Raw genomic sequence first — 23,399 nt, forward strand, 5'->3', positions numbered from 1 at the left:
AATATCTAGCGCTATTTATCAGCAAACAAACGCCATGTGCCAATCAACAAGCTTTCACTTCCACATTTTTTACGTTGGCACTGTTTATTTAGATCATTGTTATTTATTAATCCAAATCAATAGTTAACTACGACTAAAGTAGTAGTCTCGTGCTGGTTATTTAAACACAAAATGTTTTTTACGATTGGAATGGAATCTCATGAGTGAAGTTGCGTTATCCATCTTAGTGCTATCAGCGGTGGCTGTTATAGGGCTATGGTTTGGTGGAATAAAGGTTCGTGGTGTTGGCTTGGGTATTGGCGGCGTATTGTTTGGAGGCCTGTTTGTTGGTCACTTCATCAAACAGTTTGGCTGGCACCTTGACCCTCACGCACTACATTTTATTAAAGAGTTTGGCCTTATCCTGTTTGTTTACACCATCGGTATCCAAGTCGGTCCTGGTTTTTTTGCCTCACTTAAAGCAAGCGGCTTACGACTTAACCTGCTAGCCGTGGGCATAGTAGTACTAGGTGGCGTGACTGCTGTTGCACTTCATTTCATTTTCGATCTGCCTTTAAACGTCTTTTTAGGCATCTACAGTGGTGCGGTTACTAATACTCCTTCCCTAGCAGCAGGTCAGCAAATTCTGCAAGAACTTGGTATGGCTACCGAAGAAACCACCGTACTCGGTTTAGGTTACGCCATGGCCTACCCTTTTGGTATTTTGGGCATATTGCTTACTATGTGGATTATTCGCCTAACCTTTCGAATTAACATTGAACAGGAAGCAGAAGACTTTGACAGCACCAAGGGCAAGAACAAGCAGAGCTTAATCGATATCAACGTTATTGTTGAAAACCCCAACCTAAATGGTATAGCTTTTTCTGAGCTAAGCAAATTAATCGGTGAAGACGTAATTTGCTCTAGGGTAAAATCTGATGGAGAGCTAAAAGTACCCAGTGCCGATATGTTAATGCATTTAGGCGACTACCTGCACTTGGTTGGGCCTAACCGCAATAAACTAGACCAAGCCACTTTAATTATTGGCCAAGAGATCAATGAGTCTCTTTCTACAAAAGGTACCTTACTTCGCAGTGAACGAGTCGTAGTTACCGAAGAGCGTATCTTAGGTAAGAAACTCAGTGAGTTAGATTTAAAGCATAGCTTTGACGTAATTATCTCGCGCCTAAACCGCGCCGGTGTTGAGCTGGTTGCAAACAAAGACACCATTTTACAGTTTGGCGATATTCTTAATATCGTGGGCCCTAGCCAAGACATTGAAAAAGTAGCTAAAAGCTTAGGCAACGTGCGTAGCAAGTTACAGCATGTGCAAATGCTGCCTATTTTCATTGGTATTGGCTTAGGTGTTTTACTTGGTTCTCTGCCGTTAGCTATTCCAAGTTTACCTGCTCCGCTTAAGCTTGGCTTAGCTGGAGGCCCACTTATTGTAGCAATTATTCTTGCTAGAATAGGCAGCATTGGCCGCCTTTATTGGTTTATGCCACCAAGCGCTAACTTAGCACTTAGAGAGATAGGGATTGTGCTATTCCTGGCGGTTGTAGGTATTAACTCGGGTGCTAACTTCATTGAAACTTTAGTCGAAGGCGATGGCCTTAGCTGGATGTTCTATGGAGCCTTTATTACTCTTATCCCTCTGCTCATTATTGGTTTTATTGGGCGTTACGTTCTAAAAGTGAATTACCTAAGTCTATGCGGTTTAATGGCAGGCTCAATGACCGATCCACCAGCCCTCGCCTTTGCCAACTCTATTCACAGTGCCAACGGAGCCCCCGCATTAGCTTACGCGACAGTTTACCCCTTGGTGATGTGTTTAAGGATTTTGTCACCGCAAGTGATCGCTGTTTTACTGTGGGTTGCAGCTTAGTTATATAAAGGCCTGCGCAAGCAGGCTTTTTCTTTATCCTCCTTATAAATTTCACTATTTCACTCATTTTCTTTTTAAAACCACCCTTTTTGCTAAAAAAAAGATCTGACATTTATTCGCCTATCATGCCAAAATAGCGCCCTCTAGCATGGTCAATCACTCGTTAAAGAAGAATCAATGACTGCACAAATAATTGATGGAAAAAAAATCGCTCAACAAGTTCAAGATCAAGTTGCTGAGCGTGTTAAGCAAAGAGTCGCTGAAGGGAAACGTGCGCCAGGTTTAGCCGTGATTTTAGTAGGCGATAACCCAGCCTCTCAAGTTTATGTAGGCAGTAAACGCCGTGTATGTGAAGCCGTTGGTTTTATATCTAAGTCTATCGACTTAGATGACAACACCGATGAACAAACACTATTGGCTGAGATTGATAAATTGAATAACGACCCACTCATTGATGGGATCTTAGTACAATTGCCTTTACCAGAAGGTATCGATGAAACCAAAATTATTGAGCGCATTCGCCCAGACAAAGACGTAGATGGTTTTCACCCGTATAACATTGGTCGCTTGGCCCAGCGTATTCCAGCACTGCGCCCATGTACTCCTAAAGGCATTATTACCCTTATTGAATCAACGGGAGTAAGCCCTTACGGCCTAGAAGCCGTGGTTGTAGGTGCCTCAAACATTGTTGGCCGACCAATGACCTTAGAGTTATTACTAGCAGGCTGCACCACTACCACTTGTCACCGTTTTACTAAAGATTTAGAAGCGCATGTGCGTCGCGCCGACTTAGTAGTTGTGGCTGTAGGTAAACCACAATTTATTCCTGGCGAATGGATTAAACCAGGCGCAATGGTGATCGATGTAGGCATTAACCGCTTAGACAACGGCAAACTAGCCGGCGATGTTGAATATGAAGTTGCTCGTCAAAATGCCGCGTTTATTACACCTGTACCAGGTGGTGTTGGCCCAATGACAGTTGCAACACTTATTCAAAACACCTTAGAAGCCTGTGAAGAGTTCCACGACAAATAGTCGTCTGGGCGAATACTAAGATCAAGTATTCGCCATTTTCACTGCAACTTAATCAAAAGTAAGCTAATTTTAACAAAGGGACTAGATTAGGATTACTTATGCTCCGCCGTTACTTACTATTGCTATATTTAACATTACCTTTTGCCGCTCGTGCAGAAAGCATTAGCTTTGTAACAGAAAACCTACGCCCTTTTAACTACGTAGAAAATGCGCACCTCACCGGTATCTCTGTAGAACTGCTGCGTTTAGTGTGGAAAGAAATGGGCGAAGATCCTCAACCTATTAAAGTGCAAACTTGGGAAAAAGCCTACTACTTACTACAACATCGACCCAATATGGCTTTGTTTCTTACCATGCGAAGCCCCCGCAGAGAAGACATGTTTAACTGGGCTTGTCCAATAACTACCTCCAATATTAAGCTTATTGCTTTAAAATCCAGGGCTATTAAGATTGACCATATTGGGCCAAATTCAAAACTTCTCTTTGGTGCCATGAAGGCCGGTGTTGGCGAACAGCTCTTGTTATATAAAGGTGTTGAGTTTGAGCAAATATCACTTACCGAAGATTTAGAAAAAGCCTTGCGCATGTTAAAGCGCGAGCGTGTTGATGTAATCGCATCTGAACCCGAAGTGATCGAGCAAACGGCTAAAGCCTTGGGATTTGAAAGTGAGCTATTTGAATCTGTCTATCAACTAGGTAAGTTAGAGGGCTGTTATGCCTTTAGCCAAGGGACTGACCCTGATTATTTACAACGCTTTAGAACCGCACTAAGTAAAGTCACCTCTGGCGAGCAGTATCAAAGCTTATTAAAGAAATACGATATGTAAAAAAGGCAGCCTAAGCTGCCTTTTTGTTATCTGTAAGCCTTGCTTAGGCTTTACGCCAAGTTGTACCAGCCGCACCGTCTTCCAACACAATACCCATTTCGGTTAAGCGATTACGCGCAATGTCTGCTGCAGCCCAATCTTTATCGGCTCGTGCTTGATTACGCGCAGCAATCAAAGCCTCAATCTCAGCCACTTCACTATCGTGCTCACCTTGCAAAAAGGTTTCGACATTTTGAGTCAAAATGCCAAGCACCGCGCTAAGTTCTATCAACAAGCTAGCATACTGGCCGGCTAACATTGCATTGCTTTCTTTAACCCGGTTAATTTCTTTGGCTAACTCGAATAAAACAGGCAAGGCTTCTGGCGTATTAAAATCATCATCCATCGCAGCCTTAAACGGTTCGCGATAAGCAGCTGCTACTTGTTCGTCTACAGCCACCAGCTCAATACCACGCAAGGCAGTATACAAACGCTCAAGTGCCGAGCGAGATTGCTTTAAGTTGTCTTCAGAGTAATTTAACTGGCTGCGGTAATGGCCTGACAATAAGAAGTAACGCACTGTTTCAGGATCATACACTTCTAACACATCTTTGATGGTGAAGAAGTTACCTAAAGACTTAGACATTTTCTCTTTGTTTACTTGAACCATGCCAGAGTGCATCCAGTAGTTCACGTAATTGGTTTTATGGGCGCAGCAAGATTGAGCAATTTCGTTTTCATGGTGTGGGAAAGCTAAATCTGAACCACCACCATGAATATCAAATACATCACCTAAATGCTTCATATTCATCGCAGAACATTCAATGTGCCAGCCAGGGCGGCCTTTACCCCATGGCGAATCCCACATAGGCTCACCAGGTTTGGCACTTTTCCACAACACAAAATCAAGAGGATTACGCTTGTCTTCTTCTACTTCTACTCGCGCTCCTGCTTGTAGCATTTCTAAGTTTTGTAAGCTCAGCTTGCCGTAATCAGCGAAGGTGCTCACTTCAAACAGTACATCGCCGCTATCGGCAACATAGGCGTGGCCATTAGCAATTAGCTTTTCTATCACCTCAATGATTTCTGGCATATGCGTTGTTACCCGAGGCTCAATATCTGGGCGCAGCATATTCAGTGCATCAAAGTCAGCATGCATTGCTTTAGTAAAACGCTCGGTTAAGGCATCGCAGCTTTCGCCGTTTTCGGCAGCTCGTTTGATAATTTTGTCGTCTACGTCGGTAATGTTGCGAACAAAATTAAGCTCGTAACCCGACCAACGTAAGTAGCGAGCAACCGTATCAAAAGCAACAAACGTACGCGCGTGGCCAATGTGACAATAGTCGTAAATGGTAACTCCACAAACATACATACCCACTTTCCCTTCTACTAAGGGCTTAAACGCTTGTTTCTTGCGGGTTAAAGTATTGTATATCTGTAACATCTAATTGGTTTCCTGTTCCATTTACTGACTATTGCTAAGGTTGGCTATTCTAACACTGCGCCTGAGGAAAAACAGCCGAATTAAGCGCTGTGACTAGTCAGTAGACATGGGAAAGTTTAGAATCGGTGCACTTACCAAAAAAGGGTGAAACAATGGTTACTTTACATACAAATTTTGGCGACATCGTGGTTAAACTAAACACCGCTGAAGCGCCTGAAACAGCGGCTAACTTCCTTGCTTATGCAAAAGACGGTTTTTACAACGACACTATCTTCCACCGCGTAATTGATGGCTTTATGGTTCAAGGCGGTGGCTTTGCATCTGGCATGGAAGAAAAAGAAACCAAAGCGCCAATTAAAAACGAGGCGAACAACGGTTTATCTAACAAAACTGGCACCTTGGCAATGGCTCGCACCATGGATCCTCACTCAGCATCTGCCCAGTTTTTCATTAACGTGAATGACAACACCTTCCTAGACTTTAAAGCAGAGACCACCGAAGGCTGGGGTTACTGCGTATTTGGTGAAGTGGTTGAAGGCATGGATGTAGTTAACAAAATCAAAGGCGTAGACACTGGTAACTTTGGTTACGTTCACTCAGACGTTCCACTAGAAGAAGTACTAATCACTTCTGTAAGTGTTGCGGAATAAGCTTACGTGCACACCTATTTCATTTCAGATTTACATCTAAGTGAAGATCGGCCTGACATTATTCAGGCCTTTCTCGACTTTTTGCAGCAACAAGCCCCTAAGGCCGATGCCCTCTATATTTTGGGCGATTTATTCGAGTTTTGGATTGGTGATGACGATAAAACACCGGTGGCCAAGCAAGTAGAGCAAGCATTAAAAGCTTTATCTGATAAGGGTGTGCCAAGTTACTTTATTCATGGCAACCGAGACTTTATGGTAGGCAAGGCTTACGCAAAACGCTGCGGCATGACCTTGCTTGAAGAAGAAAAATTGGTAGATCTTTACGGTCATAAAGTCTTAATTTTGCATGGCGATACCTTATGCACTGACGATGTAGGTTATCAAGAGTACCGCGAGGTAACTCAAAAGCTTTGGCTTAGGCGCTTATTCTTATTGCTGCCTCTATTTGTTCGGCAAAAAATTGCCAACAAGATCCGTAGTAAAAGTAAACAAGCCAATACCAGCAAATCGCTTGGCATTATGGATGTTAACCAACAAGCCGTTGAACAACGCTTTGAAGACCAGGCTATTGACTACATGATCCACGGTCATACCCACCGACCAGATATCCACTCTATTAAGCAAACCAATAATGCAACCAAGTATCGGGTAGTACTTGGAGATTGGTACCAACAAATGAGTGTATTAAAAATTGATCGAAACGGTTTAGAACTTAGCGCTAAAGGCCAGCTACAGAAGCTTGAGCTTGGTCAATAATTTAAACATTAAGTACTAGTACTTTGCTTAGGTAAATTGTTAATAAACCAAGCCAAGCACTTGAATACTCTACTCTTACCCAAACCCTCAGCAGAATCGTTTAATTAATAAACTACTTGACGATTTCATAGACATCGCGCATAACTTAATCATTAATGTTGCATTAATGTTAATTTTAGCGAGGACGCGCCTATGTTATTTAGTCATGTTTGGGGACTAGCTTCACATACAAAAGAAGAATGGCAAGACATTGACAAGCACCACGAAGGGATAGGAGCGAGCTTGTCGCACTTATTACTTATGGCACTTATTCCTGCCATTTGTGGTTACTTTTCTACCGTGCATATTGGTTGGAAGGTTGGAGCAAATAGTTTCTCTTTAACCAGCGACAGTGCCATCTTCATGTCTGTGGCAATGTATGCAGCCATGGTTACCGTAGTGTTGTGTTTAGCTTATGCGGCGCTATGGATGGCAAAAACCTTTAATACCGATACTACCTATCAGCAAACACTTGAGCTATCTGCTTACGTAGCCACGCCAATATATATGGTAGGTTTTGCCGCGCTTTATCCAGAACCTTGGTTTGTTATGGTTGCCGGCTTAGTTGGCGTCACTTACGCCGTATATTTGCTGTACACGGGTGTGCCGATCATTATGCACATCCCAGAAGAGCGAGGCTTCATCTTTGCCAGTAGTCTAGTTACTGTAGGCTTGGTGATGTTGGTGACTGTGCTCATCTCAACTGTTATTTTATGGTCTAGCGGCGCAGGCCCCATCTTTGCGAACTGACGCAAGGCCACAACAAAAAAGCTCGCAACTAAGCGAGCTTTTTATTGGCTAAAGGGCTATTTTAAACGTCTTCTTTTTGCCGCTTGGCTTTGCGTGCGAGAACGGTGTTTACGCACCGATTTGCGAATACGCTGGGCACTGCGAACGCGATCCTCCACCTTGATAATCGTATTCTCTTCTTTATTTAGCTGCACTAACTTACGCAAGTAGTTTACCTGATCTAAGGGCATTTCTTGCCAGCCGCTGCGCGGTAAACCTTTAGGTAAAGGAATAAGCCCATAACGAACCCGAATCAAACGGCTCACCTGCATGCCTTGTGATTCCCACATTCTGCGCACTTCACGATTACGACCCTCGCTTAGTGTCACGGAGTACCACTGATTAATACCCTCGCCGCCTTGGCGCTTAACCGTGGTAAATGCAGCACGGCCATCTTCCAATTCAACACCGGTGCGTAAGTTACGAATGACTTCGTCATCTACATCACCAAATACCCGTACCGCGTATTCGCGCTCAACTTCGAAACTTGGATGCATTAAACGGTTGGCCAACTCGCCATCAGTAGTAAATAACAATAAACCTGAGGTATTGATATCTAATCGACCTACCGCTATCCAGCGACCATGTTGCAAACGAGGTAAACGGTCAAATACGGTTTCTCGTCCTTCTGGGTCATTGCGAGAACAGATTTCACCTTCCGACTTATGGTAAGCCAATACACGACAAATGGTATCTTCGACTTTTTGAATATCGATGATGCGGCCATCCACCCTTACTTCAACCCCTTCTTCGATGCGATCGCCTAAGGTGGCAATACTCCCATCTACGCTTACTCTCCCTGCGTCAATTACAGCTTCCATCTCACGACGTGAGCCTAAACCGCTGCGGGCCAGGACTTTTTGAAGTTTTTCACTCATATTTCTTATCCGGGTGGTAAAGTGCGCTAAGTCTGAAAGTCTTGCGGCAGTTTTTCAAGTAAAGATTGATCTAATTCTGGCAAATCGGCCAGATCTTTCAAACCAAAGTAATCTAAGAAGCTTGTTGTAGTTGCAAATAAGGTAGGACGGCCGGGAATTTCTTTATGTCCAACACTGCGGATCCAATTGCGCTCTTTCAATACACTTATAATATGGCTGCTCACTGCCACTCCCCTAATCGCTTCAATCTCTCCGCGAGTAATCGGCTGGCGATAAGCAATTAAAGTGAGTGTTTCTAACATTGCTCGGCTAAATTTCGGGGCTTTTTCAGCCCATAAGTGGGCTAATTGTGGCGCATATTCTTGGCGCGCTCTAAATTGAAACCCAGATGCGGTTTCGGCCAACTCAATACCCGAATCTTGATAACGCAACGACAACTCTTCAAGCACCATATTCACTTGTGCTTTAGCTAATCCTATATCTGCCAACACCGTGGCTTGCAGTTCTTTCACGCTAAGCGGTCTACCAGCGACAAATAAAGCGGCTTCAACTAACTTAACTAGATTAGGTTTAGCCATGCTCAGAGATCTCCGTATCAACCAATAATACTTGAATAGGCTGCAGAGGCTGACTTTGCACACACTTGATATAACCTTCTTTCACTAACTCAAGTATTGCCAAAAAACTTACCACTAAACCGCTACGACCTTCAGATAAGGAAAACAACTGACTAAATTCGACAAACTGGTGTTGTTGTAACTTGGCCAATATATCGCTCATCCTTTGTCGAGTAGACAGTTTTTCACGCTTAATTTCATGATGTTCAAAGTTAGCCACTCGTTGGGCAATACCCCGCATAGCTTGAATTAACTCATCCATCGTCACTTCTGGGTAAATAACATTAATTGGCATATCTTGAGGGCGGTCGATGGTAGCCGTGTAAGTATCTCGTTGCTGTCTTGGTAAACTATCTACTTTTTCGGTGGCGTCTTTATATAACTCATACTCTTGAAGACGCCGAATAAGCTCAGCCCTTGGATCTTCCTCAACTTGTTCGTGCTCTTGTACTGGTAGCAAGCTGCGCGATTTAATTTCGGTTAACAGCGCTGCCATTACCAAATACTCTGCCGCGAGCTCTAATTTGAGCATTCGCATTGCTTCAATATATTCCATATATTGCTGGGTGATGGCTAATACTGGTAAGTGCTCAATATCCAACTTCTGCTTACGGATTAAATACAACAATAAATCCAAAGGCCCCTCAAACTGCTCCAGAATCACTTCCATGGCATCCGGCGGAATAAACAAATCCTCCGGCATGTCTAGCCAAGGCTCACCATTTACGCTGGCTAGGGTTAATTGCTGAGTAGGAGAAGCCTGTTCAGACATTATTCAAATGGGCTCGTATCACCGGAGCCACTGCGCAATATCTCTGGCTCATCTTCTGAAAGATCAATAACAGTAGTAGGCTGCTCGCCTAAATAGCCACCGTTAACAATTAAGTCTACTTGGTGTTCCAACAGGTCGCGTATTTGTTCAGGATCAGATTCGGTGTAGTCATTGCCCGGCAAAATTAAGCTCGATGACATTAGTGGCTCTCCAAGAGCTTCCAGCATGGCTAATGCAATTTTGTTGTCGGGGACACGAATACCAATGGTTTTTCGTTTAGGGTTAAGTAAGCGACGCGGCACTTCCTTGGTACCTTTAAAGATAAAAGTATACGGTCCTGGAGTATTGTTGCGTAACAAGCGATAAGCTTGGTTACCCACTCTCGCGTACTCAGAGAGCTCGGATAAATCGCGACACATCAAAGTAAAATGGTGGTTTTTATCTAACTGACGAATACGGCAAATCCGCTCTAATGCGGCTTTATCACCAATATGGCAACCAATGGCATAACCTGAATCGGTTGGGTAGATCACCACCCCGCCCTGCTGAATATGATTAGCCGCTTGATTCATCAAGCGCTGTTGAGGATTGTCGGGGTGTACATAGAAAAACTGACTCATAACTGTCCCTGCGATTAATGGGCCTAGCGATTGGATTCAGGAGAGAAGCCAGGCCACAACTGCCAAATAGCTTGGCACTTTTCTGGTAATTGTAAGCCTCTACCTAATTCACGCCAAGGAGAGGGATGATGAAAATCAGAGCCTTGAGAAGCACGTAATCCATTTTGTTCGGCTAAATCGGCTAGCCACAGTAATTGGTCTTTAGACATTTGCGGCATTGCCACTTCTACGCCGTCGCCGCCCAATTCGGCAAACTCGGCCAACAACTTACGCACCCATTTATTCGACAAATCATAATGAGTTGGGTGAGCCAATACAGCAACGCCGCCAGCTTGGTGAATAACCTCTATTGCATCGCCCATGCTCATCCAATTATTAGGCACATAACCGGTATTGCCACGGCTTAAATACTTATCAAATACTTTATTAAAGTTAGCTGCTATACCACGTTCCACCAATACCTTAGCAAAGTGAGAACGGGTAATCGGGGCATTGCCCGCCAATTGTTTCGCATCACTGTACACATCATGGATACCGGCTTTTGCTAAACGGCGGCTCATTTCTTGAGCGCGAACTTCTCGCTTGTCTCGTTGCTCAGCCAAGTGCCTTTGTAATTCTGTAGACGTCACATCGATATTCAAGCCTACAATATGAATATCAAAAGCATGCCAAGCAGTAGAGATTTCGGTACCAGTGATAATTTGCACATGCTTCGCATTAGCTTTTGCTTCTGCAATGCCCGCGGTGGTGTCGTGGTCGGTAATAGCCAATACGTCAACTTGCATGTTTTCGGCACGCATTACTATTTCAGTTGGGCTTAAGCCACCATCCGAGGCAGTAGTATGGCAATGCAAATCAAATCGCATTAAATTTCCTAAATTTTTTCTTGACTTGGTGATGTCATTTACAGTTAACTTAGTCTATCAAAATGACTAGGAATAAGCATGACAACTTTTCTTCTTACCAACAAATCTTGGTGGTGGCGCACTCCGAAATAAACGGGTGTGAGTTGTTGTATTTCCTATACATTGAACAGAACAACAAAAAGCCCGCTTAATGCGGGCTTTTTTTATATTTGCGCTACGGCCTTAACGAGGAGTAACGAACCATGAGTAATCACCCTAGGGTGCAGCTAAGCAACAACTTAATTGATGCTAGCTACGTGCTTGACCCACTAAGCTTATATCAAGAGCTTTGCAAAGAGAGTCAACACAATGTGTTGCTAGAATCTTGCGAAATAGACAGCAAAGAAAACCTTCAAAGTTTAATTTTGGCCGATGCAGCCTTAAAGATCACTTGTAAAGGTCGTCGAGTGACGTTTACTGCGGTATCACTCAATGGTGAAGCGGTTATCTCGGCGGTTGTAGAACACACTGACAACAGCTTAATCACCGAGCATAGTGCAACTCAACTGGTTTTAGATTATCCACTCCCAGCCGCTAATTTAGATGAAGATTCTCGTTTAAAAGCGAGCTCTCCTGTTGATGCCTTACGGTTGATAACTACACTTTACGGTAAGCTAGCCTCTCATGATAAAGGCGTTTTTATCGGCGGTGTATTTGCCTATGATTTCATCGCCAGCTTTGAGCAACTACAAGACGTCGCCGAAAGCACCAACATTTGCCCCGACTACCAGTTCTACCTCGCCGAAACATTGCTACTAATAGATCACCAAGAACAAGTAACTCACTTAATTGGCTCGGTATATAACGAAGGTGAGCAAGCTAGAATAAATCAGCGCCTAGCCCACTTAGTAGAATTATGTGAGCATAAAAATCACCAACAAGCGCAGCCAGATTTTAGTGATTACCAAGGGAAGATTGAAGCTGACATTAGCGACCGAGACTTCTGCCAGAATGTAGAAATTATGAAAGACTACATTCGCCAAGGCGACATTTTCCAAGTGGTTCCATCACGCAGTTTTAAACTCTCTTGCCCTGATAGCCTCGCCGCTTACCGCGAATTAAAAATTACCAACCCAAGTCCTTACATGTTCTACCTGCAAGACAGTGAATTTGTATTATTTGGCGCCTCTCCCGAGAGTGCTATTAAATACTCCTCTCGTAGCCGAGATGTAGAAATTTACCCGATTGCCGGCACGCGCAAACGTGGCTTTAACACCGATGGTTCAATTAACCAAGATTTAGACGGCCGCCTAGAGCTTGAGCTACGCCTAGATAAAAAAGAAACCGCAGAACATATTATGTTGGTTGATTTAGCCCGCAATGATGTAGCCCGCATCAGTGAGCCAGGCACTCGTCATGTAGCTGATTTACTAAAAGTAGACCGCTACAGCCACGTAATGCACTTAGTATCGCGGGTAGTTGGTACCTTACGCAATGACCTAGACGCACTTCACGCCTACCAAGCGTGCATGAACATGGGTACCCTTGTTGGCGCACCAAAAATTCGTGCTTCAGAGTTAATTCGCCAAGTAGAACAACAGCGCCGTGGCAGTTATGGCGGCGCCGTAGGTTACCTTGCAGGTAACGGCGACATGGATAGCTGTATTGTTATTCGTTCAGCTTTTGTTAAAGATAAGGTGGCGCATGTTCAAGCTGGAGCTGGTGTGGTGTATGATTCACAGCCTCAAGCCGAAGCCGATGAAACCCGCAACAAAGCAGCTGCGGTGCTAAATGCCATTGCCCGCGCTCATGGTTCTACTTTGAAGGATGTTAGTGATGACGCATAGTGTATTTTTGTTAGACAACTTTGACTCGTTCACTTACAACCTTGTTGACCAGTTTCGTAGTCAAGGCTTAGAGGTTAGCATTTACCGTAACCACTTAAGCGCTAAAGAGATTAAGGCACATATTGATAATAGCCCTACTCCGCCAGTATTGGTTTTATCACCAGGTCCTGGCAACCCACAGCAAGCGGGCTGCATGTTAGAGCTTATCGACTTATGTAAAGGCGAAATACCTATTATTGGAATCTGCCTTGGCCACCAAGCACTAGTAGAAAGCTACGGTGGTGTGGTGGGTAAAGCCGATGAAATTGTTCATGGTAAATCGTCAGCAATTGAGCACGACAACCGCCTAATGTTTGAAGGTTTAAGCAATCCTCTGCCTGTAGCGCGCTACCACTCCTTAGTAGCCACCACAATGCCAGATGGGCTGGTGGTGAATGCTCATTATCAAAACATGCCAATGGCGATAATCAACGAACAAGACAAGATTGTTGGGTTTCAATTCCACCCCGAGTCCATTTTAACCAGCGAAGGGGCAACACTATTAGCCCGCAGCCTAGACTGGGCCACCCAAAAGGAGCAAGCGTAATGCAGGCTATTTTAGAGCAGCTATATCAAGGAAAAGACTTAAGCATTGAACAAGCACAGCAAGTGTTTAGTCAGGTGATTCAGGGTGAAGTTGAGCCTATCCTTTTATCTTCATTGCTCACCGCACTAAAGATTAAAGGCGAGCAACCCCAAGAAATTGCTGGAGCAGCCAAGGCTTTGTTAGCGAATGCGGCCCCTTTTCCAAGCCCCGATTATGATTTTGCGGATATTGTTGGCACCGGCGGAGATGGTCACAACACCATTAATATCTCAACCACCTCTGCGTTTGTTGCAGCAAGTTTAGGGGTTAAGGTAGCCAAGCACGGTAACCGCAGTGTATCAAGTAAGTCGGGCTCTTCAGACCTATTGGCCGCCTTGGGAATCAACATTCAAATGACCCCAGATACCGCGCGCAAATGTTTAGACGAGTTAGGCCTATGCTTTTTGTTTGCGCCGCAGTACCACGCAGGTGTACGCCACGCGATGCCGGTGCGCCAAACCTTAAAAACGCGCACCATATTTAACGTACTAGGCCCACTAATTAACCCCGCTCATCCAAGCATGGAAGTGATGGGTGTTTATGACCCCGGGCTTATTTTGCCCATCGCGCATACCTTGCAACAATTAGGTATGAAAAAAGCCATGGTGGTTCACGGTGCAGGCTTAGACGAAGTAGCCATTCATGGTGAAACTCAAATTGCTGAGATTAACGGCGATAAGATTACCGAATATAGCTTAAGCCCAGCTGATTTTGGTGTTGAGCAAGCCGAACTAGATGCCATTAAAGGTGGTACTCCTGAAGAAAACAAAGCCATCACTTTACAGTTATTACAAGGCACCGCGACACCAGCCCAACAAGCAGCTGTTGCAGTTAATGTTGCCTTGTTACTTAAGCTTGCAGGTAAAGCTGATGATGTTGCTCAAGGCGTTAAAATGGCCTTAGATGAAATGGCCTCTGGTCGTCCACTAACCCTAGCAAACCAATTGGCGGAGATGAGTCAGTGAGCCAAGCAGAAACAAAACAAGCCACCATTCTAGATAAAATTGTGGCTGACAAAGAAATTTGGTTAGCAGAGCGTATGCAAAGCCAAACACTAGCAAGCTTTATAGATCAGGTTAAGCCCACAGATCGCAGTTTTTATGATGCGCTATCAGGCTCACCCGCTAAGTTTATTCTTGAGTGTAAAAAGGCTTCACCTTCCAAAGGTTTGATTCGCCCGGAGTTCGACTTAGACCTAATTGCTGGCGTATATAAAAACTATGCTGCAGCCATTTCGGTGCTTACTGATACCAAATACTTTCAAGGTGAGTTTGACTATGTAACTCAGGTTAGAGAGCAAGTTGAGCAACCTGTGTTATGTAAAGACTTCTTCATTGACGAGTACCAAATCTATCTAGCCCGTTATCACAAAGCTGATGCCATCTTGCTGATGTTATCGGTTCTCGATGACAACGAGTATCGCTTGCTAGCTGAAGTAGCCCACAAGCTAAATATGGGCGTACTGACTGAAGTGAGTAACCAACAAGAGCTTGAGCGCGCCATTGATCTAAATGCCAAAGTCATCGGTATTAACAACCGCAACTTACGTGACTTGTCGATTACCTTAGACAGAACTCCAGAGCTGGCCAAACAAATCCCTGAAGATCGCATCATCATTTCTGAATCAGGCATTTATCAGCACCAACAAGTGCGTGAGCTAGCCAAATACGCCAACGGCTTTTTGGTAGGTAGCTCGCTAATGAGCCAAGATGATGTAGACATGGCTTGTCGTAAACTCATACTTGGTGAAAACAAAGTATGCGGCTTAACACGCGAGCAAGATGTTAAAGCGGTTTATCAAGCGGGCGCAGTATACGGCGGATTAATTTTCGCAAAAAAATCGCCGCGTTGCGTAAACCTAGCGCAAGCAGAAAAACTCAGCCAAGCGGCACCACTTAATTTTGTGGGTGTATTTGTAAATAGCTCAGTCGAAGAAGTGGCAAGTATTGCCAATCAGCTTAAACTTCATGCTGTACAATTGCATGGTGATGAAGACGAGCAGTTTATCGAACAGCTAAAAGAAAAACTTAACAACAGCCAAGTTTGGAAAGCGCTTGGCGTGAGTGAAGCATTACCAGAAGCGCCTAGCAACGCAGACAAAATATTATTTGATAGCAAAGTCGCTGGCCAATGCGGCGGTACAGGCCAAACCTTCGATTGGCAACTATTAGGTGAGCACAGTCATGGTGCGATGCTAGCAGGCGGCATAAGCCCAAGTAACATTCAAGATGCCCTCGCCTACGCCGCTGCAGGCTTAGATTTAAACTCCGGTGTAGAACAAGCGCCAGGGGTAAAAGACCCAGCAAAAATTAATGCTGCGTTTGAACAGATTAGACAGTACTAGTCTCAAACAGATTAGTAAGCGTTAACCATTTTTAACGAATAAGAGTCAACAATGAGTAAATTAAATTCATATTTCGGCGAGTTTGGCGGGCAGTTTGTACCACAAATTTTAGTGCCGGCGCTCGACCAGCTAGAACAAGCCTTTATAGACGCCCAAGAAGACCCTAGCTTTATTGAAGAGTTCAACGGGCTATTAAGCGAATATGCAGGCAGACCAACACCTCTAACCTTGTGCCGTAACTTAACTGCGGGGACTAAAACCAAAATTTACCTAAAGCGTGAAGACTTATTACATGGTGGTGCACACAAAACCAACCAAGTGTTAGGCCAAGCCCTATTAGCTAAACGTATGGGTAAGAAAGAAATTATTGCTGAAACCGGTGCTGGTCAACATGGCGTAGCTACCGCCTTAGCGTGTGCATTACTTGGTCTAAAGTGCCGTGTTTACATGGGCGCAATTGACTGTGAACGCCAAAAGCCTAATGTTTTCAGAATGAAGCTAATGGGTGCAGAAGTGATCCCTGTGCACAGCGGCTCTTCTACTCTAAAAGATGCGTGTAACGAAGCCTTACGCGACTGGGCAGCCAGTTACGACAGCGCTCACTACTTATTAGGTACAGCAGCAGGCCCTCACCCATTCCCAACCATTGTTCGTGAATTCCAGAAAATGATTGGTGAAGAAGCCAAACAGCAGATTCTTGAGACCGAAGGTCGCTTGCCTGATGCGGTAATCGCCTGTGTTGGCGGTGGCTCTAACGCAATCGGCATGTTTGCTGACTTCATCAAAGAAGAAGATGTAAAACTAATTGGCGTAGAACCTGCCGGTAAAGGTATTGATACCGACCAACATGGCGCTCCACTTAAACATGGCCGCAAAGGCATGTTCTTTGGTATGCATTCGTTATTGATGCAAGACCAAAATGGTCAAATTGAAGAGTCTTATTCAATTTCAGCGGGTTTAGATTTTCCATCAGTAGGTCCGCAGCATGCATATTTGAATTCAATCGGCAGAGCAGATTATGAATCAGCTACCGATGAGGAAGCCTTGGACGCATTCCAAACTCTAGCTGAGAGTGAAGGAATTATTCCCGCTCTAGAATCTGCTCACGCGCTGGCTTACGCGCTAAAACTCGCTAAGCAAGATAAAGACAAAGAACAGATATTGTTGGTAAACCTATCGGGGCGTGGCGACAAAGACATCTTTACTGTAGCCGAAATATTCGAACAAAGAGGAAGCTTATAATGACGCAACGTTACGCTAATCTATTTGAACGTCTAACGAGCGAAAAACAAGGCGCTTTTGTTCCCTTTGTAACACTTGGCGATCCCGATTTAGAGCAATCCCTAGCAATTGTTGATGCCTTAGTTGAAGGTGGTGCAGATGCTTTAGAGTTGGGTATACCCTTCTCTGATCCAGTCGCTGATGGTCCAACTATTCAAGGAGCTAACGTTCGCGCATTAGCTGCAGGTGTTACCCCTCCTAAATGTTTAGAAATGCTAAGTGTTATTCGTGAAAAACATCCAGAGGTACCTATTGGTCTGCTGTTATACGCTAACCTCGTATATTCAACCGGTATTGATTCTTTCTACCAAAAACTGGCAGCTGTAGGCGTAGACTCGGTGTTGGTTGCAGATGTGCCTATTCGTGAGTCAGCGCCTTTTAGAGAGGCGGCTGATAAACATGGCTTGCAAAGCATCTTTATTGCGCCACCAAACGCCGATGAAGCTACATTGGCTAAAGTTGCTGAGTATGGACAAGGTTACACTTACCTTGTTAGCCGAGCAGGCGTAACCGGTACAGAAACCAAAGCAGGCGCGCCAGTGGGAGAGTTGTTAAATAAACTTAAGCAACATAATGCGCCGCCAGCCTTACTGGGGTTTGGCATAGCTACTCCTCAGCAGGTTAAAGAAACCATTGAAGCTGGCGCGGCTGGTGCTATATCGGGCTCAGCCGTAGTTAAGATCATCGAAAACAACCTTGATGACAAAGCGAAAATGCTTGTAACACTCAAGCAATTTGCCAGTGACATGAAAGCGGCTACCGTTTAGTTAAAGATCTTGCTACTATCAAAAGCCGCTTTTTAGCGGCTTTTTTTTATTAACAGCTTACGCTGAGGAACTATGAAACAATTTTTCGAGTTTATCCCTTTAATTATATTTTTCGCTGTATACAAAATGCAGGATATCTACGCAGCAACTCTTGCATTAATTATTTCTACAGCGGTTCTATTAGCTATTTCCTACTTCAAAAACAAAAAAGTTGAGAAAATGCATCTCATCTCTTTTGTTCTTATATTGGTTTTTGGTGGCTTAACCCTAATCCTACGCGATGACGATTTCATTAAGTGGAAACCTACCGTTATTAATTGGATCTTTGGTTTAGTGCTGTTAGTGAGTCAGTTTGCATTTGGCAGCCCGCTAATCAAAAAAATGCTAGGCAAAGAAATGACTTTACCCGATGCTGTTTGGTCAAAAGTGAATGTCTCATGGGCACTTTTTTTCATCGCTTGCGGAACACTAAACCTCTATATCGCATTCAGTTTCTCAGAAGAATTTTGGGTTAATTTTAAGGTGTTTGGCCTACTCGGCTTAACCTTGGTATTTACAGTAGGCACTGTCGTTTACTTATACAAACACTTGCCTAAAGAACAAAAAGAATCACTCACAGAGAAAAAGGATTAATAGCATGTGGTATGTAATCTATGCAGAAGATGTGGCTAATAGTTTAGATAAACGCAAACAAGCGCGACCTGCACACTTAGAGCGTTTAAACGCCTTGCTCGATGAAGGGCGATTATTGGTTGCCGGCCCAATGCCCGCGATTGACGCTGAAGACCCAGCCGAAGCAGGCTTCACTGGCTCTACAGTAATAGCAGAGTTTGCAAGCTTAGAAGATGCAAAAGCCTGGGCAGATGCAGACCCTTACGTGGCTGCAGGCGTTTACGCAAAGATAAGTGTAAAGCCCTTCAAAAAAGTACTTCCTTGATCTAATTGGGCGAGCGATCGCCCAATTATCATCTTACTGTCACAATTTAGCCCAAATGAGTGATTCGCATATAAACTATATCCTCTACTGTTATTCATGGTTTTATCAAAAAGGAGAATAAGCCATGAAATTACTTCAGCTGGCACTAGTGCTTGTATTTAGTTTCATCAACATACAATCAGCCTTAGCTAATGAAAATTTAACACTAATCAACTTAAATACTGCCAGCGCAGAACAACTAGATTCTTTAAAAGGCGTCGGTGAGTCGAAATCAACAGCAATTATTCAGTACCGCCAGCAACACGGTAACTTCAAGAACATTGAACAAATTGTGCTAGTGCCAGGCATTGGTGAAAAGATTTATCTCGATAACAAAGATCGAATCTACGTGGATTAACTTTTTAACCAGCATCGTCCGTTGGTCGCATATACTGTGAGGACGATTGCTTTCTACTCAATTAAACGCCTTCCAAGTTTGGTTATTCGCAAATATCTCAATTTAAAATGTCATTTTGGCGTGGTACAGTGCTGTTGTATTTAACCTTACTTTTCAAGAGACTGAAAATGACCCAACAAGTACGAAAAGCTGTACTACCGGTAGCAGGATTAGGAACAAGAATGCTACCAGCAACTAAAGCCATCCCTAAAGAGATGTTGCCTATTGTCGATAAGCCGCTGATTCAATATGTTGTTCAAGAAGCAATATCAGCGGGCCTTAAAGAGATCATTTTAGTAACCCACTCTAGTAAGAACTCAATAGAAAACCATTTTGATACTAGCTTCGAGCTTGAAGCTACTTTAGAGAAACGGGTAAAACGTCAGCTGCTAAATGAAGTACGTTCAATTTGCCCCAAAGACGTTACCATCATGCATGTACGACAAGGCGTTGCAAAAGGTCTAGGACACGCAATTCTATGTGCTCACCCACTTATTGGCGACGAACCTTTTGCCGTGCTTCTTCCAGATGTAGTGCTGGATGACTCAACCTCAGACCTTCGCACTGAAAATTTGGCAGACATGGTGGTGAAGTTTAACCAAACAGGCTCTAGTCAAGTAATGGTTGAAGCAGTAGCGCAGGAAGATGTTAGCAAGTTTGGTATTGTAGACATCAACGGCAGCGAGCTTAAACCCGGAAATTCTGCAGACATGGTAGGTTCTGTAGAAAAACCCGCTGTTGAGGATGCTCCTTCTAATCTTGCTGTTGTGGGTCGTTATGTATTATCAGCCAAAATCTGGAAAGAGCTCGCAAGAACCCCTCCTGGGGCTGGAGATGAAATTCAATTAACAGATGCCATCGCTAGTTTAATGAAGAAAGAAACTACTCAGGCTTACTACATGGTTGGTAAAAGCCATGACTGCGGTAGTAAATTTGGCTATATGAAAGCCATCGTCGAATTTGGCTTACGCCATCCAGAGCTTAGGGACCGTTTCAAGAAATACCTTTCAGAACTAGAGCTTTAATTTTTAATTGTTATTACTGGAAATTTAGAGCTTTCAGTGATAAAAATGTAAGTAGATGTGGCAAGAATCTCCACACAGTAATACAATGAAACAGTGATATATTTAATACAGGGAAATTTCATGAAAACTTTACTTTTAGCTGGTGTAGCAGCTTTAGCTTTATCTTCTAATGTATACGCACAAGAAGTTACAGCAGGTGCAGCAGGCGGTGCAGCTGGTGGAACAGGTGTTACTGCAGGCGTTGTTGGTGGTATAGTAGCAGCAACTACTGTTATTGGTATTGCGGCAAACCAAAATAACGATTCGACTACAGGCACTTCAACTTCAACAACTACTTCTACAGCTCAATAAGCTGTTCGAAATAGTATAAAAAGGCAGCACTTGCTGCCTTTTTTGTTTTTCAAATTGCCAAAAACAATTCTTTCACCTTACTTTTCTCATCAGTCCAGCCAATAAGCACGACGAGTAATTAAAGCGTTCACTAGATAGCTACGCATTAATGATTTGAGCCCAACCTCGCCAAGAAACAAACCTAGGGTAATCACTGGTCGACTTTGTATGTGCAAGAAGGCGATGCCTGTGATGTGCTAGGTTAGTACTGCTGATGAAGTCACAGGAGATTGAGTATTAGCTATGCCTGAGAGACTAAATCGCAGGCAATAAAAAAGCCCTCGTCGTTAGACGAGGGCTTAGTATAGGAGCCTGGCGGTGACCTACTTTCACATGGGGAAGCCCCACACTATCATCGGCGCAGTTGCGTTTCACTTCTGAGTTCGGCATGGAGTCAGGTGGGTCCACAACGCTATTGCCACCAGGCAAAAACTGTTGTCTTTAACATTCGAAAAAGCTGAAATACCTCATGAGCACTAACAAGCATTCATGGTTTCTAAAATAAAGTATCTATAAGCAACACCCTTTAGGTGTTGTATGGTTAAGCCTCACGGGTAATTAGTACAAGTTAGCTCAATGCCTCACAGCACTTACACACCTTGCCTATCAACGTTGTAGTCTCCAACGGCCCTTCAGAGGACTTAAAGTCCTAGTGAGAATTAATCTCGAGGCCTGCTTCCCGCTTAGATGCTTTCAGCGGTTATCAGTTCCGAACGTAGCTACTGGGCAATGCTATTGGCATAACAACCCAAACACCAGCGGTTCGTCCACTCCGGTCCTCTCGTACTAGGAGCAGCTCCCCTCAATTCTCAAACGCCCACGGCAGATAGGGACCGAACTGTCTCACGACGTTCTAAACCCAGCTCGCGTACCACTTTAAATGGCGAACAGCCATACCCTTGGGACCGACTTCAGCCCCAGGATGTGATGAGCCGACATCGAGGTGCCAAACACCGCCGTCGATATGAACTCTTGGGCGGTATCAGCCTGTTATCCCCGGAGTACCTTTTATCCGTTGAGCGATGGCCCTTCCATACAGAACCACCGGATCACTATGACCTACTTTCGTACCTGCTCGACGTGTCTGTCTCGCAGTTAAGCTGGCTTATGCCATTGCACTAACCGTATGATGTCCGACCATACTTAGCCAACCTTCGTGCTCCTCCGTTACTCTTTGGGAGGAGACCGCCCCAGTCAAACTACCCACCAGACACTGTCCGCATCCCGGATAACGGGACAACGTTAGAACATCAACACTACAAGGGTGGTATTTCAAGGTCGGCTCCACGTCATCTAGCGACAACGCTTCAAAGCCTCCCACCTATCCTACACATGTAGGGTCAATGTTCAGTGTCAAGCTGTAGTAAAGGTTCACGGGGTCTTTCCGTCTAGCCGCGGGTACACCGCATCTTCACGGCAATTTCAATTTCACTGAGTCTCGGGTGGAGACAGCTTGGCCATCATTACGCCATTCGTGCAGGTCGGAACTTACCCGACAAGGAATTTCGCTACCTTAGGACCGTTATAGTTACGGCCGCCGTTTACCGGGGCTTCGATCAATAGCTTCGCTTGCGCTAACCACATCAATTAACCTTCCGGCACCGGGCAGGCGTCACACCGTATACGTCATCTTTCGATTTAGCACAGTGCTGTGTTTTTAATAAACAGTTGCAGCCAACTGGTATCTGCGACTGCCAGCAGCTTAGGAAGCAAGTTCCATCACCGCCGGCAGCGTACCTTCTCCCGAAGTTACGGTACCATTTTGCCTAGTTCCTTCACCCGAGTTCTCTCAAGCGCCTTGGTATTCTCTACCCAACCACCTGTGTCGGTTTGGGGTACGGTTTCGTATAATCTGAAGCTTAGAGACTTTTCCTGGAAGCAGGGCATCAACCACTTCGTGTCCGTAGACACTCGTCATCAACTCTCAGCGTATTGTAAACCCGGATTTGCCTAAGTTTACCGCCTACTGCCTTTCACGTGGACAACCATCGCCACGCTGGCCTAGCCTTCTCCGTCCTCCCATCGCAATTATACGAAGTACAGGAATATTAACCTGTTTCCCATCGACTACACTTTTCAGTCTCGCCTTAGGGGCCGACTCACCCTGCCCTGATTAACATTGGACAGGAAACCTTGGTCTTTCGGCGAGGGGGCTTTTCACCCCCTTTATCGTTACTCATGTCAACATTCGCACTTCTGATACCTCCAGCATGCCTTACGACACACCTTCAACGGCTTACAGAACGCTCCTCTACCGAGCATGCAAGCATGCTCCCGTAGCTTCGGTGGTATGTTTAGCCCCGTTACATCTTCCGCGCAGGCCGACTCGACCAGTGAGCTATTACGCTTTCTTTAAATGATGGCTGCTTCTAAGCCAACATCCTGGCTGTCTAAGCCTTCCCACATCGTTTCCCACTTAACATACACTTTGGGACCTTAGCTGACGGTCTGGGTTGTTTCCCTTTCCACGACGGACGTTAGCACCCGCCGTGTGTCTCCCGAGTAGTACTTGATGGTATTCGGAGTTTGCAAAGGGTTGGTAAGTCGGGATGACCCCCTAGCCTTAACAGTGCTCTACCCCCATCAGTATTCGCTCGAGGCGCTACCTAAATAGCTTTCGAGGAGAACCAGC

The 23,399-nt window shown here is 44.6% G+C and carries 23 protein-coding genes and 2 rRNA genes (1 of these 25 running past the window's edge); 17 read left to right on the forward strand and 8 right to left on the reverse strand.

Features of this window, described 5'->3' with window-relative positions:
* Positions 1-199: 199 nt before the first annotated feature.
* The 3 genes from K5L93_RS02520 (at position 200) to K5L93_RS02530 (ending at position 3,726) form a co-directional block, all read left to right on the forward strand.
* Positions 200-1,864 carry a putative transporter gene (locus tag K5L93_RS02520; protein WP_220718338.1) on the forward strand — a complete coding sequence of 555 codons (1,665 nt, stop codon included), beginning with the start codon at positions 200-202 and terminating at the stop codon, positions 1,862-1,864.
* Positions 1,865-2,041: 177 nt separating this feature from the next.
* Complete coding sequence (gene folD / locus K5L93_RS02525) at positions 2,042-2,899, forward strand: bifunctional methylenetetrahydrofolate dehydrogenase/methenyltetrahydrofolate cyclohydrolase FolD (protein WP_220718339.1); 858 nt, start codon at positions 2,042-2,044, stop codon at positions 2,897-2,899.
* A gap of 98 nt (positions 2,900-2,997) precedes the next feature.
* The gene (locus K5L93_RS02530) at positions 2,998-3,726 is read left to right on the forward strand and encodes a substrate-binding periplasmic protein (protein WP_220718340.1); all 729 of its coding nucleotides are present in this window, start codon (positions 2,998-3,000) and stop codon (positions 3,724-3,726) included.
* A 43-nt stretch (positions 3,727-3,769) separates the two neighbouring features.
* On the opposite strand, the gene cysS is transcribed toward K5L93_RS02530, so the two are convergent.
* Positions 3,770-5,149, reverse strand: a complete 1,380-nt coding sequence (gene cysS, locus K5L93_RS02535; RefSeq protein ID WP_220718341.1) for a cysteine--tRNA ligase — start codon at positions 5,147-5,149, stop codon at positions 3,770-3,772.
* A gap of 152 nt (positions 5,150-5,301) precedes the next feature.
* Between cysS and K5L93_RS02540 the strand changes: the two genes are divergently transcribed.
* The 3 genes from K5L93_RS02540 (at position 5,302) to K5L93_RS02550 (ending at position 7,344) form a co-directional block, all read left to right on the forward strand.
* Positions 5,302-5,799, forward strand: coding sequence for a peptidylprolyl isomerase (locus K5L93_RS02540; protein ID WP_152786009.1), 498 nt, complete (start codon positions 5,302-5,304; stop codon positions 5,797-5,799).
* A 6-nt stretch (positions 5,800-5,805) separates the two neighbouring features.
* Positions 5,806-6,555 (forward strand): UDP-2,3-diacylglucosamine diphosphatase, encoded by a 750-nt coding sequence (locus tag K5L93_RS02545; RefSeq protein WP_220718342.1) that lies wholly within the window; start codon positions 5,806-5,808, stop codon positions 6,553-6,555.
* A 192-nt stretch (positions 6,556-6,747) separates the two neighbouring features.
* A complete protein-coding gene (locus tag K5L93_RS02550; RefSeq protein WP_016400683.1) occupies positions 6,748-7,344 on the forward strand; it encodes a Yip1 family protein in 597 nt (198 codons plus the stop codon).
* Positions 7,345-7,400: 56 nt separating this feature from the next.
* Here the strand turns inward: K5L93_RS02550 and rluB are convergent, their stop codons facing one another.
* From rluB to rnm, 5 genes are read right to left on the reverse strand one after another with little or no spacing between them, the layout of a single operon-like run.
* Positions 7,401-8,261 carry a 23S rRNA pseudouridine(2605) synthase RluB gene (rluB, locus tag K5L93_RS02555; protein WP_220718343.1) on the reverse strand — a complete coding sequence of 287 codons (861 nt, stop codon included), beginning with the start codon at positions 8,259-8,261 and terminating at the stop codon, positions 7,401-7,403.
* Between the two features lie 26 nt (positions 8,262-8,287).
* Positions 8,288-8,839 carry an SMC-Scp complex subunit ScpB gene (gene scpB, locus K5L93_RS02560; protein WP_220718344.1) on the reverse strand — a complete coding sequence of 184 codons (552 nt, stop codon included), beginning with the start codon at positions 8,837-8,839 and terminating at the stop codon, positions 8,288-8,290.
* Entirely contained in the window at positions 8,832-9,650 is an 819-nt protein-coding gene (locus K5L93_RS02565) for a segregation and condensation protein A (RefSeq protein WP_220718345.1), read from the reverse strand. The genes scpB and K5L93_RS02565 overlap by 8 nt, the downstream gene beginning before the upstream one ends.
* The gene (locus tag K5L93_RS02570; protein WP_016400687.1) at positions 9,650-10,270 is read right to left on the reverse strand and encodes an L-threonylcarbamoyladenylate synthase; all 621 of its coding nucleotides are present in this window, start codon (positions 10,268-10,270) and stop codon (positions 9,650-9,652) included. The genes K5L93_RS02565 and K5L93_RS02570 overlap by 1 nt, the downstream gene beginning before the upstream one ends.
* Positions 10,271-10,293: 23 nt before the next feature.
* The gene (gene rnm / locus K5L93_RS02575; protein WP_220718346.1) at positions 10,294-11,136 is read right to left on the reverse strand and encodes an RNase RNM; all 843 of its coding nucleotides are present in this window, start codon (positions 11,134-11,136) and stop codon (positions 10,294-10,296) included.
* Positions 11,137-11,378: 242 nt separating this feature from the next.
* Here rnm and K5L93_RS02580 point away from each other — a divergent pair, with 242 nt between their 5' ends.
* The 11 genes from K5L93_RS02580 to K5L93_RS02630 all read left to right on the forward strand — a co-directional run bounded on the left by K5L93_RS02580 (position 11,379) and on the right by K5L93_RS02630 (position 20,728).
* Positions 11,379-12,962 (forward strand): anthranilate synthase component 1, encoded by a 1,584-nt coding sequence (locus K5L93_RS02580; RefSeq protein WP_220718347.1) that lies wholly within the window; start codon positions 11,379-11,381, stop codon positions 12,960-12,962.
* Positions 12,952-13,548 (forward strand): aminodeoxychorismate/anthranilate synthase component II, encoded by a 597-nt coding sequence (locus tag K5L93_RS02585; protein WP_220718348.1) that lies wholly within the window; start codon positions 12,952-12,954, stop codon positions 13,546-13,548. The genes K5L93_RS02580 and K5L93_RS02585 overlap by 11 nt, the downstream gene beginning before the upstream one ends.
* Positions 13,548-14,552, forward strand: a complete 1,005-nt coding sequence (gene trpD, locus K5L93_RS02590; RefSeq protein WP_220718349.1) for an anthranilate phosphoribosyltransferase — start codon at positions 13,548-13,550, stop codon at positions 14,550-14,552. Before K5L93_RS02585 ends, trpD begins: the two co-directional genes overlap by 1 nt.
* The gene (gene trpCF / locus K5L93_RS02595) at positions 14,549-15,931 is read left to right on the forward strand and encodes a bifunctional indole-3-glycerol-phosphate synthase TrpC/phosphoribosylanthranilate isomerase TrpF (protein WP_220718350.1); all 1,383 of its coding nucleotides are present in this window, start codon (positions 14,549-14,551) and stop codon (positions 15,929-15,931) included. The genes trpD and trpCF overlap by 4 nt, the downstream gene beginning before the upstream one ends.
* A 51-nt stretch (positions 15,932-15,982) precedes the next feature.
* A complete protein-coding gene (trpB, locus tag K5L93_RS02600) occupies positions 15,983-17,173 on the forward strand; it encodes a tryptophan synthase subunit beta (protein ID WP_016400694.1) in 1,191 nt (396 codons plus the stop codon).
* Complete coding sequence (gene trpA / locus K5L93_RS02605) at positions 17,173-17,979, forward strand: tryptophan synthase subunit alpha (protein WP_220718351.1); 807 nt, start codon at positions 17,173-17,175, stop codon at positions 17,977-17,979. Before trpB ends, trpA begins: the two co-directional genes overlap by 1 nt.
* Positions 17,980-18,051: 72 nt before the next feature.
* Entirely contained in the window at positions 18,052-18,612 is a 561-nt protein-coding gene (locus K5L93_RS02610) for a septation protein A (protein ID WP_220718352.1), read from the forward strand.
* Positions 18,613-18,616: 4 nt separating this feature from the next.
* Positions 18,617-18,916, forward strand: a complete 300-nt coding sequence (locus tag K5L93_RS02615) for a YciI family protein (RefSeq protein WP_220718353.1) — start codon at positions 18,617-18,619, stop codon at positions 18,914-18,916.
* Between the two features lie 124 nt (positions 18,917-19,040).
* Positions 19,041-19,313, forward strand: a complete 273-nt coding sequence (locus tag K5L93_RS02620; RefSeq protein ID WP_220718354.1) for a ComEA family DNA-binding protein — start codon at positions 19,041-19,043, stop codon at positions 19,311-19,313.
* A 167-nt stretch (positions 19,314-19,480) separates the two neighbouring features.
* Positions 19,481-20,377 (forward strand): UTP--glucose-1-phosphate uridylyltransferase GalU, encoded by an 897-nt coding sequence (gene galU / locus K5L93_RS02625; RefSeq protein ID WP_220718355.1) that lies wholly within the window; start codon positions 19,481-19,483, stop codon positions 20,375-20,377.
* 120 nt (positions 20,378-20,497) lie between these two features.
* On the forward strand, positions 20,498-20,728 hold the full coding sequence (locus K5L93_RS02630; protein ID WP_220718356.1) for a hypothetical protein: 231 nt from the start codon (positions 20,498-20,500) through the stop codon (positions 20,726-20,728).
* Positions 20,729-21,077: 349 nt separating this feature from the next.
* On the opposite strand, the gene rrf is transcribed toward K5L93_RS02630, so the two are convergent.
* Both rrf and K5L93_RS02640 read right to left on the reverse strand, forming a co-directional pair.
* Positions 21,078-21,193: ribosomal RNA gene (gene rrf, locus K5L93_RS02635) — 5S ribosomal RNA — on the reverse strand.
* Between the two features lie 111 nt (positions 21,194-21,304).
* Positions 21,305-23,399 (reverse strand): 23S ribosomal RNA (locus tag K5L93_RS02640); it runs 793 nt beyond the window's last position.

The sequence above is a fragment of the Agarivorans litoreus genome, from assembly GCF_019649015.1.
In the GTDB taxonomy this organism is placed as follows: domain Bacteria; phylum Pseudomonadota; class Gammaproteobacteria; order Enterobacterales; family Celerinatantimonadaceae; genus Agarivorans; species Agarivorans litoreus.